We start from the raw sequence: 15,511 nt of genomic DNA on the forward strand, positions 1-15,511 counted from the left end.
CGCCCGCAGATGAAAATCTTGAATCACTAAAAAGCGAATGTAGTTCTGGATTGCTGCGGGCAACAGGAGGTCTGAGAGTGATCGCGGGAGACGATCAGGGAACAGAGTTCGCTGACCTGTCTACTCCCAGACTGCGGTAAGTCGCCTCACGAGTCGGCCCCCGTTTTCAATATCCCTCTCTCTCAAACAGCGCCGTCACAGAATCGGCAACCAGTTGAAAACTCTGTTTTGTGTAGCCGCCGCTCAGCAACATGATCGTGGGAATCTGCCGTTTGCGTAACTCGCTGACAACATATAAGTCGCGTTCACGGATCATTGGTGCGGAGATATTCAGCCCCCCCAGGGGATCGCCCGCGAAAATGTCAGTGCCTGCATTGTAAATCGCCAGTCCGACGGGCGACTGGCAAACCGAATCGAGAAAGCCGGGGAGTCTGTTTTCCAGCTCCAGCATGTATTCGCGATCGGTCCAACTCCCCGTGATCCCAATCTCACAGTCCAGTCGTTCCCGCGCAGCGACATCGTTCTGCGGATAGGCCCGCGCATTGAAGATATCGAACAGAAACGCCCGATTGTCGTTCATAAACGCATGGCTCACTCCGTTCCCCTGATGCGCGTCGGTATCAACGTAAACAATCCGGTCGGTCTCTGAGATCAAAGCCTGTTGTCGCAGTGTAGCCACCGCGATCGCTGCATCAGCATAAACACAAAACCCCTCGCCTTGGGCTGGTTTTGAGTGGTGATATCCCCCGCTCAGATTGATGGCCAGACCATGTTCCAGCGATTCTTGAGCGGCCACAATCGTACCACGTGTAGCCCAGCGCATCGGACGCAGCACGTGGTGATCAATGATCCAGAATGGTAGAAACTGCAGCGGTGCCAGTTCGAGTGCCTGCGCGACATACATCGAATTGGAAAGTTGTTTCAAATAGCCTTCCGTGTGAACCAGTAACAGTTCCTCACGACTGACGGCTCGTTCCGGGGAAACATGGATCTGACGCAGCGACTTTCCAAAACGTGCACGAAGCTGTTTCCACGCGCGCCCGTATTTGCGAGAGTCGAACGGATGCAGGCGCTCCAGTCCGTAAAAACCAATATTGTATTTGGGAGAATAAACAATGCGGCACATGGCAGGACTTCCGACTTTCCTTTAAAAGTAATTCGCATCTCATGTCGATGTCGCGTGACTCCCTGGTAAAGCGCAGGTGGCAACATCAGATCATTGAAACGACTGCTAAGTAGATTGATTCTATTTTTCCTCCTGGGTTCGCTCAACAGAAGGCTCTCAAGAAAACCGGTTACTTTGAATTGATCGCGGTAGCTGCGAATCCCTGCCCGCGGATTGAATTACCTTCGATCCCAGCTTCTGCTTTTGGGGGGAGGATTGAGCCGATTTCAGCTAAATCATCCTCGTTTTGTTGAGATTGTTCTCCCCTGGTTTTGATTACTTGATAAACTTCACCATCAGGTCAGGGTTCAACCTGGATCAGCTTACCATAAATGGACTGAAACGTAATCCAGCCGTTGATCCGGCCGATGTTATTGCCGATCTGAAAGCGTTTGCCCTGTATGGCTTTGATCAGGTGCAGATACTGACTGCCATTCACTTTACAGAGCACGATGTCTCCCTTCTGGAGATCATCTTCCAGAACGGGGGCGACCGTGCAGAGCTGCCCGGATTCAATTTTTCCTTTCATGGAATTCCCCCGCGGACGAAAAGAGACGGTCTCACCTGCCTGCAGTTGTTCAATGTAGTGTGTGGCCCAGCCGATGGGGGTGCTCCTTCTATATCGTTTCGATTGGCAATACTGAACTTAATTAGGCCACAGCGGAGGTACTTTCCCGGTCAGGGCGGAATCAAGTGCTTTGTGGAAGTCGGCATTATCCCACTCTTGTCGGGCCTGGTTTGCGATTTTATGGGCTTCGTCTGCCCGGTCATTGACCACCAGTAAAGCGACCAGAATTCCAACATCGCTGGTAAATCGCTTGTCTGAAAACATCAGAGTATTGGGACTGCTCTGTGGGGTTTGGCTCAGCCTCAGTTCGGCATGCCGGATCTCAAGTATATTCTGATAGAAACTCTCCGGCTCCAGATACTGACCACAGACTGTGTATTCCCCCGCTTTGACCAGAGCCGGTTGGGCCAGTACATACACTGTCCTGGCCGCCGTGGGGTTTTGTTGCTGGAGTAGGAGAAACGTGTCTTTTGTCAGCGTGTCTTCATTCAAATGATGGTTCAGTGAAGTCAGATCCTGGAATGCAGGCCAGACATCTTCTCCCTCACGCACCTGTTTCAACGCCTTATCGCGCGCCTCTTTGAGTTTCACGAGGGCTGGTGGATAGATTTTTGCCAATTCAGCCCATTCCCTCAAACCACTAAGAAGTCGTACGCCATACAACTTTGGTTTATATTGCAGCGCGTTTTCAAAAAACCAGACATGTTTCGCCAGAGCTGTCTGATAGCGTTTTGCGACCACGTCATCATGGATGCTGTTCAGAATCTCTTCCGGGTCGGGATTCTCGGGAGGCTGCCAGTTTTCGGGCTCTTGCCGGACTGTAGAACAGGCCGGTAACAAAATCAGGCACAGTAAGCTGAGTAAGAAGTCTCTCATGAGGATCAGTCAGAGGTCAAAAAGAACAAGAATGAATGCGGTGCCTGCGTCGCCATTGATTATAACGGTTGCAGGGGAAAATGAAATTCTTAACTGAAACGCATGCGAGATTTCATTGTCCCACCGCAAACTTCTGAATACGGTGGTTATAGGCATCGACCACATACAGGTGACCTTTGCTGTCGAATGCCATGCCATGCGGCGCGTAGAACTGACCGGGAGCGGTACCCTGTTCCATACCAAAGCCGCGGAGATACTTTCCTGCAGGAGAAAACTGTTGCACGCGGCCGCTGACGGCGGAGATCCAGAGACGATCTTTCTGATCGATACAGACCGCAATCGGCCCGGTGAGAATTTTTACAGGCTTGCCGTCAAAACCGCTGAAATAACCGCCCAGTCCTCCCCGTGCGTCGGCATCAGTTCCCCAGTACTTGAGCAGCTTTCCTTCCGCTGTAAACTGCTGGACGCGGCAGTTCGCCCCTTCGGTCGTCCAGAGGTTTCCCTCTGAGTCGAAGGCCAGGAACTGCGGACCGCCGACTCGCGAGTTGGGAGATGCTTTGCCGCCGAATTCGCCCGGCTGACTGCCGTACTTGCCCCATTCAAACAGAAACTGGCCCGTGGGATCAAAGACCTGGACCCGGTGGTTGGTCTGATCGGCGATATAGATCCGGCCATTGTCTGCCACCGCGATGCCTCCCGGGCAGTTGAATTCGCCCGGTCCTTTCCCCGGCTTTCCCCATTGGCGAATGAGCTTGCCTTGAGGGGAATAGATCGAAATTCGATCGCCGCTTTTATGTCTGCTCGATCCCGAAGCCACGATGTGCGCGAGAACCAGGTTCCCCTGTTTATCCAGCGCGAGTCCACCCGGATTGGGAAGCACCGGGAACTGTGCCAGCAGATTGCCTGTGCGATCGAATTTCTGCACGCGGTCATTCAGGTGATCGGTCACGAAAATTTCATCGCTGGCGTTAATCGCAAGATCAATCGGAAAATGGAACTCACCCGGCTGGTCTCCCTGTTGACCCCAGGTTTTCAGGAACGTGGCTGTCTGAGGTTTTTCATCAGCAGCGACGACGGGAAGTATGCTGTGGGATATCAGGAAACACAGAGTATAGAGCAGCCAATGTTTCAGCATTGTCGTTTCCAATGTACAGGACAATTCCGTTTACTTTCTGGTCATCACGGGCTTAAAACTCATACGATCATACCCGACTGAGTCTTTTCGATCAAAGAGATTCGAAGACTGCTGAATTTCCAGTAAATTATTATGACGGGAAGTGGCCCGCACGTATAGAATGGAGACAGTCCTGAGTTGTTCTGGTGAAAGTATTGAGTATGTCAAAAGTCGAATCTGCCTCGCAAAAAGAACCGAAGTTTTCCCGCCGCAGCGCACTGGGCGCGGTGTTTGTCGGCACTTTGACTGCACTACGTAACTGGTGGCGCGGCACTCTGGTTCAGGCAGGCTTTCCTGTGATCCCGGAGCATGTCACCCCGCAGACACAGGCGGCCATCGAACGCGGCCTGAAATGGCTGGTTTCACAACAGATGACAGATGGCGGATTCGGCAGGCAAGGTTCTTACGCGCGGAATGTCGGCATCTGTGCGCTGGCGGGGACGGCGTTTCTGTCACATCGTGGCATGACCGGCCCGTATCGTCGTTCGATCCAGGAGTGCATGCGTTATCTCCTGGGAAGGGCACAGGAGAATGGCTTCATCGTCGAAGCAGAGGTCCGCACGCATGCGACGCTATATGGTCACGGATTCGCGACCATGTTACTGGGACAAGTGTTTGGCGAGTCGTTCGATCCGAACGTCCGCGCTAAATTGAAAGCGGCGACGGAATTGATTTTGAATCTACAGAACGAGCAGGGGGGCTGGAGTTATACTTCCGACCCCAAAGACGCGGATGTATCAATCACCACCTGTCAGCTGCTGGCGTTGTTCTCAGCCCGTCAGGCGGGAATTGGCGTGCCTCGGGAAGCCATTGAGCGGAGCGTTGAATTTCTCAAGCGGGCACAGAACGAGGATGGGGGATTCCGTTATCGACTGGACGATCCTCCCGAATCGCTGTTTCCCCGCTCCGCAGCCGCAGTGGTGGCACTCACCTGTGCCGGACTCCAGGATGACGAAGTTGTCAAACGTGGACGCGACTATTTGAAACAACCACATCCCCCGCAGGAACTTTCACCGGGACAACTGGCCGAGTACCATTTCTACGGACGATTCTACGCGACACACGCCGCCTGGCAGGCAGGCAAACCGGAATGGGATCGCTGGTATCCGCTGGTTCGTGACGAGCTTCTCGAACAGCAGTCAACCAGTGGCGCCTGGCACGACGCCAGCATCGGGGACGAATACGCGACCGCGATGGCGCTGCTTGTGTTACAGTTTCCTTATGGCAATGTGCCTCTGCTGGCAATGCGGTGATTGTATCTCTTTTGATGACGACGCGTTGGATATATCTCTTTAAAACAGATGAGCGCGCAGATCGATGCTGTGATCCGGAGTCTGGGTTAGAAACAGATTGTCGTGAAAGCGATCGACGAAGCCTAGATTGACAGTATGCGATTGATAATACGGGCCCTGATATGAAGAAAATCGGCCGTTGATTGAGAAGGTTCCCGTCTGGTTCAGCTTCAGACTGAACAGCGGGCGGGTGCAGGAGCCCCGGTCTGGTGCACCGTGCTCGGTCCTACAGTATGTAAATGCCACTTCCAGTTGATCTCCCTGCTGTTGAAACTGGAATGACCAGTATTGCTCCTCTGAGTGGGGGAACTGTGTTGTCTGTTTCAATTGAAAGTCATTTTCTTCGGCGAAGATTTTATGCACGAATACCGGTGGCAGGGGCTGAGGCGCAACAGGTAAGAGTAACTTGAGCGGAACGGCGTTCCTTTTCTCCGCGGCAGGCATCCCTCGCGATTTTTTGGTCCAGAGAGTTGTGATATGTTGGATGATGATCATGAGAAGAATGGATTGATCTGACAAGAGTTGATTCAAGAATCTTTGATTGACCTGATAGACGCCATTCGGTTCACCACGCCCCGAGATTAATGCGATTATTCCTTGGCTTACCGTTGAAATCCAGCTCCACTTCCGGGAGTATCATTCCGGCGTTGCGGGCGGGTGAGCTTTCACTCAGTTGATAGGCTTCCGGGTTGAAGGATCCCCCGTTAATGAGCTGTGGGTCAGCCTGGAGATCACTGGTGCTGCGCGCAGACTGCTGAGGCACGCCACCATGCCAGAGGTTGTTACTGAATTCAATCTGAGTGGTCGAACCCTGAATGTCAGTCAGAGGAATCTTTCCAGTCTGTTTGAAAATATTGTTGCTGATACGCGACTTGTAATGACGTGTGTCGGCATCGATGTGCAGCAGAGGACCGATCGAACCCCAGGCCGTATTATTGGCAATGAGGGTATGTTTCAATCCGCCGCCACGTTGATAACTACCCGAGGAAATAGCGATATAGTTGCCGATCAGAATGTTGTTGGTAATGACGTTATGTGAAGAAGGGTTGTTAAAGCCCTGGTAATTTTCGTTGGCAATCTGAATCCCTGACGCCGGGTGATTAAAGCGGTAGAATCGCTGATCTTCAGTTGAATAAACCAGATTGCGACTGACACGCGTATTGGTTGTGTTATCCAGATAGATGTTGACTGAAAAATTATCGTGGACTGTGTTTCCTTCAATGGTTCCTTTGTTGGAAAGATAGAGGCCGATTCCTTCGCCATAACAATGAGAAACGGTGTTGTTTATAATGGTTACTTTTCGGGAAAGGCCGGCTCCTGCGCCAAAGCTCCACTGGTTATATTGTCCGCCTTCATTCATCAGCGAACATTCTGAGATAATATTATCAGCGATAAGCAGGTCACGCACGGGATCACTCAGTCTGTTAAACCCGGCATAGATACCACTGTTCTGACAATGATGCACGCGATTGCCGCTGACTTCGACGGCATGCACGCGCGTGCCCGGCCCCCAGATCGAGATGCCTATGTTCTGTGAATTGCGGACGGTCAAGCCTTGAATACGGATATGATGAGCGAGGACGGCTATCAGCGTCGCATCTTCCGGTAAATTGCTGCCGTCGATGATGACTTCTTCATTCTCAAAAGCCTTTAATGTGATGAATCGGCCTTCAGTACCAGGGTTGGCGAGATTCAACGTACGTATCTGCGGATAGATTCCTGCGCGGATCAAAACAGTGTCACCAGGTTGACGGGCTGCATTGATACCGCGGGCAACAGTACGAAATGGTTGATTCTGAGTGCCGGGATTTTGATTGTTACCTGACGTGGCGACATAATAATCTGTAGCGGACAGGGGGCCCGCAGGTAAGATTGCCAGTAGAACAGAGATGGGAAACGTCTTAATGAGATTGAGTGAAAACAAAGACCTGATCCTGTTCTAAAGCAGAGGGACTCGCTGGATGATTTCGCCTTTCTTCAGGTTAATCTTCAGAATTGAGAAAAACAATGAAATAATCCGTCCCCCTCGCGCATCTGAAAAGAAACCGCTTTTTCTCAAAAAAACAGCGAACCGTTTCTTCTGAAACGCATCTAATCAGGCAGTCAGTACAACTGACAGACACGTTGGCTTATTTTTCATCACATTCAAAAACGGAATATGATCTTCCATGATTTCTTATCTGTGGACAATCAGTTTAAACGGCAAACCCGCAGGCAATCCTGCAGCCGGCCTCCCGGCTGAAGATATGCTCGCGCTCAATTTGCGCTGTTAACACCTGGTTGATCTGCAGTCTTCTGAAATCACCCGGTGTCATCAGGCAGCGGGTTTTTTTGCGTCTTCACAAAACTCAAATGGAATTCTAAACACACAAGTGCCGCTTCGTCTGCATGACGCTTGAGGTACGTACTGAAACAAGGCCCGTTCGACTTCGGGTGAGGTCACCGGTTTCTCAAGCCGGTCAGGTCGGGTTCGACTCCCACACGGGTCATTAAAAACATTTAAGGAGTATTTATCATGGTTGATCTGTTTTGTTCTAAACGCACGCCCCTCTCTATTTGGGGTCGTGGTGTAACGGCTGCATCGCTGGCTTTTAACCAGACAGGTGGGGGTTCGAATCCCTCCGGCCCCATTTTGAAATGAAAGATCTAGAGCGCATCACATTTAACCATAGCGTCTTTCAATCTAATATACTCGATCCAATTGGCTCTGGAGACGCTACAGTAAAACTGGACGCAGTCTAACGCACCGGTCGTCTAACCTGGTAAGACGTCGCCTTTGTAACACGGTCATGTGGGTTCAAATCCCACCTGGTGCTCTTGAACTATGACAATCAACAAACCAATCAGCGCCCATGATGTAACGGCAGCCTACTGTCTTGCCATGGCGGAAGTGCGGGTTCGACTCCCGCTGGGCGCTCTTTTTTAAACAGGGTGTAGGGAAGTCTGGTCTAACCCGCGTGCCTTGGAAGCACGAGATCACTGGTTCAAATCCAGTCACCCTGACTCCGCGAAACGCGGGATCATGAAAGAGAAAGATAATAATGCGGTGGTACTCGTGCTGGTACGGGTGGGCGACTGTTAATCGTCTTGACGCAGGTTCGATTCCTGCCACCGCAGCTGGAGTGGAAGTCATCGTCTTCTATCTCAAAACAGACGCCTCTGGTGTAACGGCAGCATGACCGGTTCCAACCCGGTCGATCGGGGTTCAAATCCCTGGGGGCGTGCTTAATCCAATCCGGCTCGGTAGGCAACTGGCAGACCACACTGACTTAGAATCAGTGATGCTGTGGGTTCGAATCCCACTCGAGCTACTGAAAAATATTACGTCCTCGTGGAGCAGTCCGGAGTGCTCGTCTGCCTGTCACGCAGAAGGTCGTGGGTTCAAATCCCATCGGGGACGCTTAAATTCGGCGCGGTATGCAAACTGGTAAAGCAACGAAACTTAAAATTTCGTGATTGTCTGCGGGTTCGACTCCCGCCCGCGCTACTGACTGAAAACTTATGATCTGCGTTGGCTGGGCATTGGCGAGCCCCGGTGGCTGTAACCCACCCGCTGTTAAGCTGTGGCGGTTCGACTCCGTCCCGACGCACTTTTACTTATGGCCAAGTGGCGAAACTGGTAGACGCGCGACTCTCAGAAAGTCGTTCCCTCAGGGATTGCGAGTTCGAATCTCGCCTTGGCTATTACATTACGCAGAGGGGCAGGTGCCCGGCCGACTCTCATAAGGTTGGTGCACCCGGTTCGATTCCGGGCTCTGCTATTTATTACTTTTGGGCTGGCATGTACCTTGGGGGCGACTGACTCTTGCAAAGTCGGTGTGTTGGGTTCGATTCCCATCCGGTCCACTTTTCTGGCTATGACAATCAATCCTGCGATCAGGACAGGGAATTGAGAGAGACCGATGAGACGCATTATCCAGGTGAGAAACTTCCTCAGCGCGACGGAATGTGCTGCGCTCATCGAACGACTGGAAACGCAGGGCTTCAAAGAACAACTCTCCGGCGATCGTGATCGCGTGGTCCGCGCCCGTTGCGTTTTTACGGATCAGGAACTGGCAGACACTTACTGGCAGCGTCTGCAGCAACATGTTCCCGCTTTGACAGAAGTTTATACGGATGGATTCACACCGTATCCGCACCTGAATTCACCACTGGCGACCTTTCAGCCATGCGGTCTGAATGAAGTGCTGCGCTGTTACAAATATCTGCCAGGCGAACAGTTCCGTCGGCATGAAGACTTTGCCTACGAATGGAGCGAAACCCGTCGGACATTTTACACGGTGCTGTTTTATCTCAACAACGAGTATACGGGCGGGGAAACCACTTTTGATCACAATCAGGTCGTGCCGGAAACCGGACTGGCCGTGATCTTTCCACACGAACTCTATCATTCAGGCAACATGGTGGAGACGGGCATCAAGTACGCAATGCGTTCGGATGTCGTTTTTGCCGTGCCGGAAAAATGAAAAAGAGTGGTTTACAGGCGGGGCAATTGTTTCTTGACTACTCTTATTCTTATATTTACAGGTATCAAAACAGGAATTGACAAGAGGCTTGGAGTAGGGATGGGAGGCAGTTCAGGATGAAATATGGCTCCACCCGGCTGCTTCATTTAATCTCTTTTCGTTGTGTGAACTCATCCCCATTCGATATTTCTGGGTAATGGGAACAGTTCTAGTTGAAGAAGTGGGTATCTTAATGAGTCGTAATTCGAAAAATATAAATGCAGGGTGGTTCAAGTTACTTAACCCTGCACTATTAAAATCAAATTTAATTAACGCTTCCCTGTATCTCGCAGCCTGGGAATTATTCTGTGATTCCGTAATCGTTCAACTCAAAAAAAATTATCAGATGGGATTGGATGAAAAGGATGCACGCTTTCTTTCGAAATATGAGAGTGAAGTAATATCATTAGATCCTAAAGGGAAAAAGAGCCCCCTGCATGCGTCGTTGATGTGGCTGTGTCAGAATGGGGCGATAAACTCTGTTGAACATGATTTGGCTAATAAGATCCTTCATCACCGAAACGAAATTACTCACGAATTACCGGAGTTCGTTGCATCCGTAAAAGAGATTGATCTGGATTTACTGAATGCAATTGTTAAGTTGACAACAAAGATCGACAAATGGTGGATACGTGAATTTGCAATCCCTGCCAACCCGGATTTTGATAATACTGAAATCGATGATTCTGAAATCTCATCCGGACGGATGTTAATTCTCAGCTTAATGTTCAATATTGCCACGGGCGATGATGAAAACATTGCTGATGCTCGTAAAGAATTTGATGACTTATTCGAAAAGTAATGATCCCTCAATGCTCTGGTAGTTTAATTCAGAGCCATTAAGTTGAGCATTTAGAGTAGTGCATTCAATACTTTAAATAGTTCTTCAAATCGATCCAGTGCAACTTCCGGTTTTTTGAGATTGTAGCTGAGGCCTTTTTGTGTAAGAAATTCAGCTGGCCGGTAATGATCGAATTCATCACCAGAAGTTGCTTTTGTTTTAAAGTGCTCTTCTACTTCTTTCACTACGCGATCTGGAGCATCTGCTGGTTTTTTAGCTGGAATTCTTTCATCACCTTTTAGGCCATAGCAATCATTTATTAAGCCGATATAGGCATCTCGGCCTAAAAGATCTTCCGTGTCAGCTTCGTCTTGTCCTGCAAATATATCTGCGGATAATACATGGCCGCTTGTTAAAAGTTCACTTGATCGCAGGTCACGAACTCGTTTTTTTCCTCCATCAGCGAAATCAACAAGCGTAGCAATATGTAATTTTTGGCCAGCAAATAGTGATAGAAACGATGGTACTTTATCGATACCACCGCAGGGCGTTAACGTCCATCGCGGATCTAAGTAAGTACGTCCTTCTGCTTTTAGTTTTCTACTGAACCACGGCAGATAAAGGATTTCTGAAGGTCCCTCTACTAGCAAAGTGTGCTCTCCAATAAAAAGAGTTTGGGTAATGTCATATCCCAATGCTGCTTGTAATGGAAATAGAGTATCTTTATCGGTGCTTAAGACTTTATCACCCACTACAGTTCCCAAATCACTTTCTTGTTCCTCAAACGGATCGTCGGATTCAACAAAAATATCTTCTACTGTTCTTACTCGTTCTAAATGTTCTGAGTCGATCATAAAGGGGGAGTGAGTTGTAAAGGTCACTTGGAACTCTTTTAGTCTTTCCTCAATATATCTCAGTAGATCTGCTTGGGCTTTGGCATGTAGTGATAAACCGGGTTCATCTAGCAAGATTATTAGGTTTTTACCATAGTTCTTTCTCACTTGGCTAAACCAAACAAGGAAAGAAAAGAACCACACAAAACCCGTGCTTCGATCATCAAAGCTAGTCGTTACTCCATATCTCAGGTTTTCAATTCGAGTTCGCATTACATATCCAGAGTTGAATGGGGCTGGATCATTAGGCATTCCTTGCTCAAACCTGAACTGTACCCTGAGATTGCGGTTCTGTGTCCAATAATTAAAAATTTCTCTTGTAAGGCTGCTCGAAGCGGCTTCAAGTTCTGCTTGCATCATTTCAAACTCACCGATTTCCACTAAATCTTCGGGAGTTTTATTTATCAGACTGAGCAATGCGAGAAATACTTTATTAGGTTCCTCTTCCTTCGCACCCGGACGTTTATTGAGGTCTTCAATCGATATCTGACCTGGCATGGTCATATAGTTTCCAAAGTAAACCATTTTTGGCAATCGTTCGTGTAGAACATCGACAATTGCTTGCCAGGAAGAAGCTTTAGTTCCGTAGTAATCATTAATTGTTTCAAGCAGCTCCTCTTCACGCTTGGAACGGATTTCACCACCGCCTTCCTCAGCTGTTTTGCTCTTACTTAAAATATATTCTTTTGCTTTCTTAATAGAACCAGTTAGTCTTATAGAATCTTTCTCTTCCGCATGAAGAGAAGATTCATCAAGGAGATTTTCAAATCCTTTTTTTTCATCTTGATTGAAAATCCAATATGTTGAATTGTAATATCCTCTAGATATTTTGATTTCTCTTGATTTTAAGACTCCCTCGCCAACTATTTCTTCAACTGCTTTGACATCACTGTCGTCAAGTTTCCAAAAAGTAGTAACAGAATGAACGTCTTCTTCCTCATCTTGTCGAGTGCGAAACTCTGTTAATCTCGCACGAGGAAAGTCTAAGGAGCGAAACTCACGATGACTGGAATCTAAAGGGTTGATTTTTTCAAGTGCTTGCAGAATGGCGGTTTTTCCACTTTCATTTTTACCAACAAGGCATGTGACTTTGGGATCAATTGAAAATATTCCAGAGTCAGTGATACTTCGGAAATTCGTAATTTGTGCAGAAATGAGTTGCATGATATAACCACCTTTTCTCTGTACTGAAGATAACTTGGTGGAAGGATTATCATGCTTTGCGTTATTAAGTTCAAGTGTCTAGATATGTGGCATTGAATGTATAGAAGCATAATAATTCAGATAATCCAGTCTGAAACAGAGATTAAGCAAGTAGAAGGAAATCTGCTTGCAGAAGAAATGAAAAATGAAGGGATAAGCAGATAAGATTGGAGGCCCTGTTTCGAGGCCAGAGTAGTAATAAACGGGGGTGGGTTATTTCATTTCGTGAAATCCCAAGGTAAATACTACTGAAATCCTATGATTCATAGGGTGAAACGCATTGTCTGGATGCTTTGAGAATAAAGAGTGAATCAGAAAAAGTAACATTTTTCAAAACGTTTTTTTCAACCACGTACAGATTGTTTTTGGCTGACTTAGGAGCGTCTTAGCCACGGAGTGCTGCTGGTTAAAGTAACATACAAAGAAAACTCCCCTCCCGACGGGAAACCATCGGGAGGGGAGTTTCTATTTTAAGACAGCTCACTATCAGGAAGCGTTCAACGCTGCCCGCACGCCGGCAGCATACGCGGAATCGACCAGCTCGAAGTGTTTGAGCTGGCGGTCGACAATTTCCTGGGGCACGCCCTGCATGGCGGCGGCGATGTTGGAGAACAGTCGCGATTTCTGTCCGTCGTCGAACAGATTGAACAGGGCGCGGGGCTGCGAGTAATCGTCGTTGCCTTCGCGGTGATCATAGCGGGCGGCATCGCCCGAAATCTTCAGTGGCGGCTCGGCGACATCGGGTTTTTCAACCGGACCGTTGAAGGAGTTGGGTTCGTAATAGGCGTCTACGGGGCAACCGTTGGATTTGAAGTGCATCGCGCCGTCTTTGTGGTAGTGATGCACGGGGCATTTTGGTTCGTTTACCGGCAGTGCATCGTAGTGCGTGCCGATGCGATGACGGTGCGCGTCGGCATAGGAGAAGACGCGGGCCTGCAGCATTTTATCAGGAGAAAAGCCGATGCCGGGGACCTTGTTCGAAGGGGAGAAGGCAGCCTGTTCGATTTCCGCGAAATAGTTTTCAGGATTGCGGTTCAATTCCATCGTACCCACGTCGATTAAAGGATAGTCGCCGTGCGGCCAGACTTTGGTCAGGTCGAACGGATTATAGGGTGTGAGGTCGGCATCCGTTTCCGGCATAACCTGGATCTGCATATTCCATTTGGGGAAGTCCCCTTTTTCAATGGCATAGAACAGATCTTCCTGTGTACTTTCTCTGGTTTTTCCAATGACCTGTTCGGCTTCCGCGTTTGTCCAGTGCTTGTGACCCTGTTGGGTTTTGAAGTGGAACTTCACCCAGAAGCGTTCGTTTTGGTCGTTGATGAGACTGTAAGTGTGGCTGCCGTATCCGTTCATGTTTCTGACGCCGACTGGTAAGCCACGGTCGGAGAACAGAATGGTCACCTGATGCAGTGATTCGGGTGAGAGCGACCAGAAGTCCCACATTGCGGTGGGGGACCGCAGATTGGTTTTGGGATGCCGTTTCTGGGTGTGGATAAAATCAGGGAACTTATAGGCGTCTCGAACAAAGAAGACAGGTGTGTTATTGCCGACCAGGTCCCAGTTTCCCTCTTCTGTATAGAACTTGAGGGCGAAGCCGCGCACGTCACGTTCGGCATCTGCGGCGCCTGCTTCGCCGGCGACGGTCGAGAAACGGGCGATCATCTCGGTTTTCGTTCCGGGCTGCAGGACTTTGGCCTTTGTATATTTACTGATGTCATGTTCGATTGTCAGTGTGCCATGCGCACCCCAGCCTTTCGCATGCACGACCCGCTCGGCGATCCGCTCCCGATTTTGGTGTGCCAGTTTTTCGATTAACTGGTAATCTTCCATTAATACAGGTCCACGCGGCCCGGCGGTAAGAGAATTCTGATTATCGGGGACGGGGGCTCCGCCGGTTGTCGTCAGTGTCGGCTTGTCGGTCATGGTAACTGTTCCTTGAGAGTTTGCAGGATCACGTCGTTTTCTATTCAATCGTGACAGGGACATAGAGCTCAATCTGAGCTGCCTGTTAACTATATTGATCTGCGCGCAGGAAGTCTAATGCTATGAGTGGATAGCTGTCATACCTCACGCGCATGGTTTTACGAAAATTATTTCAGTGAGCACTGAGTCTGTGAATACTCGTGAAGACGTTTTCGGAATTCCAGTAGCAGTTGGCTCTGAAAGCGATAGGGATTCCAGACGACGGCGATTTTTCGCGTGGGTCTGTTTCCACTGATGGAGCGATAGACACGGCGGTCTGTTTTGTCGAGTTGGCGTGCCATCTGGGGAATCATGGAGATTCCATGCGATAAAGAGACCAGTTCCTGCACCATCGCCAGCTGACTGGTCTGCTCAACCGCCACGGGATGAAAGGAGCGTTGTCGGCAGAAGGATACAATATTATCTGACAGGCAGTGTGCTTCATCCAGCAGTACGAAGGGGTACGATTTGATATCGTTTAAGCGGATATGAGGTTTGTTTACCAGGGGGTGATCTGGTGGCAGGACCAGAAACAGTTCTTCTTCGAACAGTTCCTCGACTTCCAGATATTTGGCCGGGATCGGAAGGGCGATGATGGCGAGATCAATTTCTCCCTGGGTACAGCGTTTGAGCAAATGGTCGGTTGTGTCTTCCTGAACGATCAGCGACGCTTTAGGGAACTCGGCAGAGAACTGACGTAACAAATCAGGCAGGAAAAAAGGGGCAATGGTGGGGATGGCACCTACCCGAATCTGGCCGCTTTGACCATCGTCTGAAATTTCCGCCTTCGTATCGGCAAGTAACGTGAGTACCTGCTGAGCACGAGACTGTAGTAACTTCCCCGCTTCCGTTAATGCGACGGAGCGGGTTTTACGCTCGAAGACCGGTTGCCCCAGTTCTTCTTCCAGTTTTTGAATGGAACGGCTGAGAGCAGGCTGCGAAATCATCAATTCTTCGGCTGCCCGGGTAAAATTACCGCGTTCGGCAACTCGTAAAAAATAGCGTAACTGATCAACTTCCATCGCAGCGGGTTCCGATCTTGTGATGTTGAAAAGGTATTTAGAATCTGTGTTCTATGCTGTGAAGGTA

The 15,511-nt window shown here is 49.3% G+C and carries 12 protein-coding genes and 13 tRNA genes; 16 read left to right on the forward strand and 9 right to left on the reverse strand.

The annotated features are described in order from the left end of the window. Window positions 1-166: 166 nt before the first annotated feature. From GmarT_RS08515 to GmarT_RS08530, 4 genes are all read right to left on the reverse strand, one after another. Entirely contained in the window at window positions 167-1,126 is a 960-nt protein-coding gene (locus GmarT_RS08515; protein ID WP_002644814.1) for a histone deacetylase family protein, read from the reverse strand. A gap of 340 nt (window positions 1,127-1,466) precedes the next feature. Then, window positions 1,467-1,769 (reverse strand): S24 family peptidase, encoded by a 303-nt coding sequence (locus GmarT_RS08520; RefSeq protein ID WP_044236721.1) that lies wholly within the window; start codon window positions 1,767-1,769, stop codon window positions 1,467-1,469. A gap of 42 nt (window positions 1,770-1,811) precedes the next feature. Then, window positions 1,812-2,609 (reverse strand): hypothetical protein, encoded by a 798-nt coding sequence (locus GmarT_RS08525; RefSeq protein WP_002644812.1) that lies wholly within the window; start codon window positions 2,607-2,609, stop codon window positions 1,812-1,814. Window positions 2,610-2,721: 112 nt separating this feature from the next. Next, on the reverse strand, window positions 2,722-3,744 hold the full coding sequence (locus tag GmarT_RS08530) for an NHL repeat-containing protein (RefSeq protein ID WP_002644811.1): 1,023 nt from the start codon (window positions 3,742-3,744) through the stop codon (window positions 2,722-2,724). Window positions 3,745-3,944: 200 nt separating this feature from the next. Here GmarT_RS08530 and GmarT_RS08535 point away from each other — a divergent pair, with 200 nt between their 5' ends. After that, window positions 3,945-5,036 (forward strand): prenyltransferase/squalene oxidase repeat-containing protein, encoded by a 1,092-nt coding sequence (locus tag GmarT_RS08535; RefSeq protein WP_002644810.1) that lies wholly within the window; start codon window positions 3,945-3,947, stop codon window positions 5,034-5,036. Between the two features lie 39 nt (window positions 5,037-5,075). Here the strand turns inward: GmarT_RS08535 and GmarT_RS08540 are convergent, their stop codons facing one another. Both GmarT_RS08540 and GmarT_RS08545 read right to left on the reverse strand, forming a co-directional pair. Then, window positions 5,076-5,594, reverse strand: coding sequence for a hypothetical protein (locus GmarT_RS08540; RefSeq protein ID WP_149302543.1), 519 nt, complete (start codon window positions 5,592-5,594; stop codon window positions 5,076-5,078). Between the two features lie 46 nt (window positions 5,595-5,640). Next, the gene (locus tag GmarT_RS08545) at window positions 5,641-6,999 is read right to left on the reverse strand and encodes a right-handed parallel beta-helix repeat-containing protein (RefSeq protein ID WP_002644808.1); all 1,359 of its coding nucleotides are present in this window, start codon (window positions 6,997-6,999) and stop codon (window positions 5,641-5,643) included. 492 nt (window positions 7,000-7,491) lie between these two features. Here GmarT_RS08545 and GmarT_RS08550 point away from each other — a divergent pair. From GmarT_RS08550 to GmarT_RS08620, 15 genes are all read left to right on the forward strand, one after another. Next, window positions 7,492-7,564, forward strand: a tRNA-Glu gene (locus GmarT_RS08550). A gap of 69 nt (window positions 7,565-7,633) precedes the next feature. Beyond that, window positions 7,634-7,705 (forward strand) — tRNA-Lys (locus GmarT_RS08555). 113 nt (window positions 7,706-7,818) lie between these two features. Further along, window positions 7,819-7,891: transfer RNA gene (locus GmarT_RS08560), tRNA-Thr, on the forward strand. Between the two features lie 30 nt (window positions 7,892-7,921). Beyond that, window positions 7,922-7,992: transfer RNA gene (locus tag GmarT_RS08565), tRNA-Gly, on the forward strand. Window positions 7,993-8,002: 10 nt separating this feature from the next. Then, window positions 8,003-8,078: transfer RNA gene (locus tag GmarT_RS08570), tRNA-Pro, on the forward strand. 39 nt (window positions 8,079-8,117) lie between these two features. Next, window positions 8,118-8,192 (forward strand) — tRNA-Asn (locus tag GmarT_RS08575). Between the two features lie 36 nt (window positions 8,193-8,228). After that, a tRNA-Trp gene (locus GmarT_RS08580) sits at window positions 8,229-8,299 on the forward strand. A 13-nt stretch (window positions 8,300-8,312) separates the two neighbouring features. Continuing rightward, a tRNA-Leu gene (locus GmarT_RS08585) sits at window positions 8,313-8,386 on the forward strand. A 14-nt stretch (window positions 8,387-8,400) separates the two neighbouring features. Beyond that, window positions 8,401-8,475 (forward strand) — tRNA-Asp (locus GmarT_RS08590). A gap of 9 nt (window positions 8,476-8,484) precedes the next feature. Then, a tRNA-Leu gene (locus GmarT_RS08595) sits at window positions 8,485-8,562 on the forward strand. 21 nt (window positions 8,563-8,583) lie between these two features. After that, window positions 8,584-8,665, forward strand: a tRNA-Tyr gene (locus GmarT_RS08600). Window positions 8,666-8,676: 11 nt separating this feature from the next. Further along, window positions 8,677-8,759, forward strand: a tRNA-Leu gene (locus GmarT_RS08605). An 89-nt stretch (window positions 8,760-8,848) separates the two neighbouring features. Continuing rightward, a tRNA-Ala gene (locus tag GmarT_RS08610) sits at window positions 8,849-8,921 on the forward strand. Window positions 8,922-8,977: 56 nt separating this feature from the next. Then, the gene (locus GmarT_RS08615; RefSeq protein ID WP_002644804.1) at window positions 8,978-9,541 is read left to right on the forward strand and encodes a 2OG-Fe(II) oxygenase; all 564 of its coding nucleotides are present in this window, start codon (window positions 8,978-8,980) and stop codon (window positions 9,539-9,541) included. A gap of 232 nt (window positions 9,542-9,773) precedes the next feature. Further along, on the forward strand, window positions 9,774-10,382 hold the full coding sequence (locus tag GmarT_RS08620) for a hypothetical protein (protein ID WP_002644803.1): 609 nt from the start codon (window positions 9,774-9,776) through the stop codon (window positions 10,380-10,382). 50 nt (window positions 10,383-10,432) lie between these two features. On the opposite strand, the gene GmarT_RS08625 is transcribed toward GmarT_RS08620, so the two are convergent. From GmarT_RS08625 to GmarT_RS08635, 3 genes are all read right to left on the reverse strand, one after another. Further along, a complete protein-coding gene (locus GmarT_RS08625; RefSeq protein WP_002644802.1) occupies window positions 10,433-12,418 on the reverse strand; it encodes an ATP-dependent nuclease in 1,986 nt (661 codons plus the stop codon). Between the two features lie 525 nt (window positions 12,419-12,943). Continuing rightward, the gene (locus GmarT_RS08630; protein WP_002644801.1) at window positions 12,944-14,383 is read right to left on the reverse strand and encodes a catalase; all 1,440 of its coding nucleotides are present in this window, start codon (window positions 14,381-14,383) and stop codon (window positions 12,944-12,946) included. 167 nt (window positions 14,384-14,550) lie between these two features. Then, complete coding sequence (locus GmarT_RS08635; protein WP_002644800.1) at window positions 14,551-15,444, reverse strand: LysR family transcriptional regulator; 894 nt, start codon at window positions 15,442-15,444, stop codon at window positions 14,551-14,553. Window positions 15,445-15,511 lie beyond the last annotated feature (67 nt).

Source organism: Gimesia maris (assembly GCF_008298035.1).
Taxonomy (GTDB): domain Bacteria; phylum Planctomycetota; class Planctomycetia; order Planctomycetales; family Planctomycetaceae; genus Gimesia; species Gimesia maris.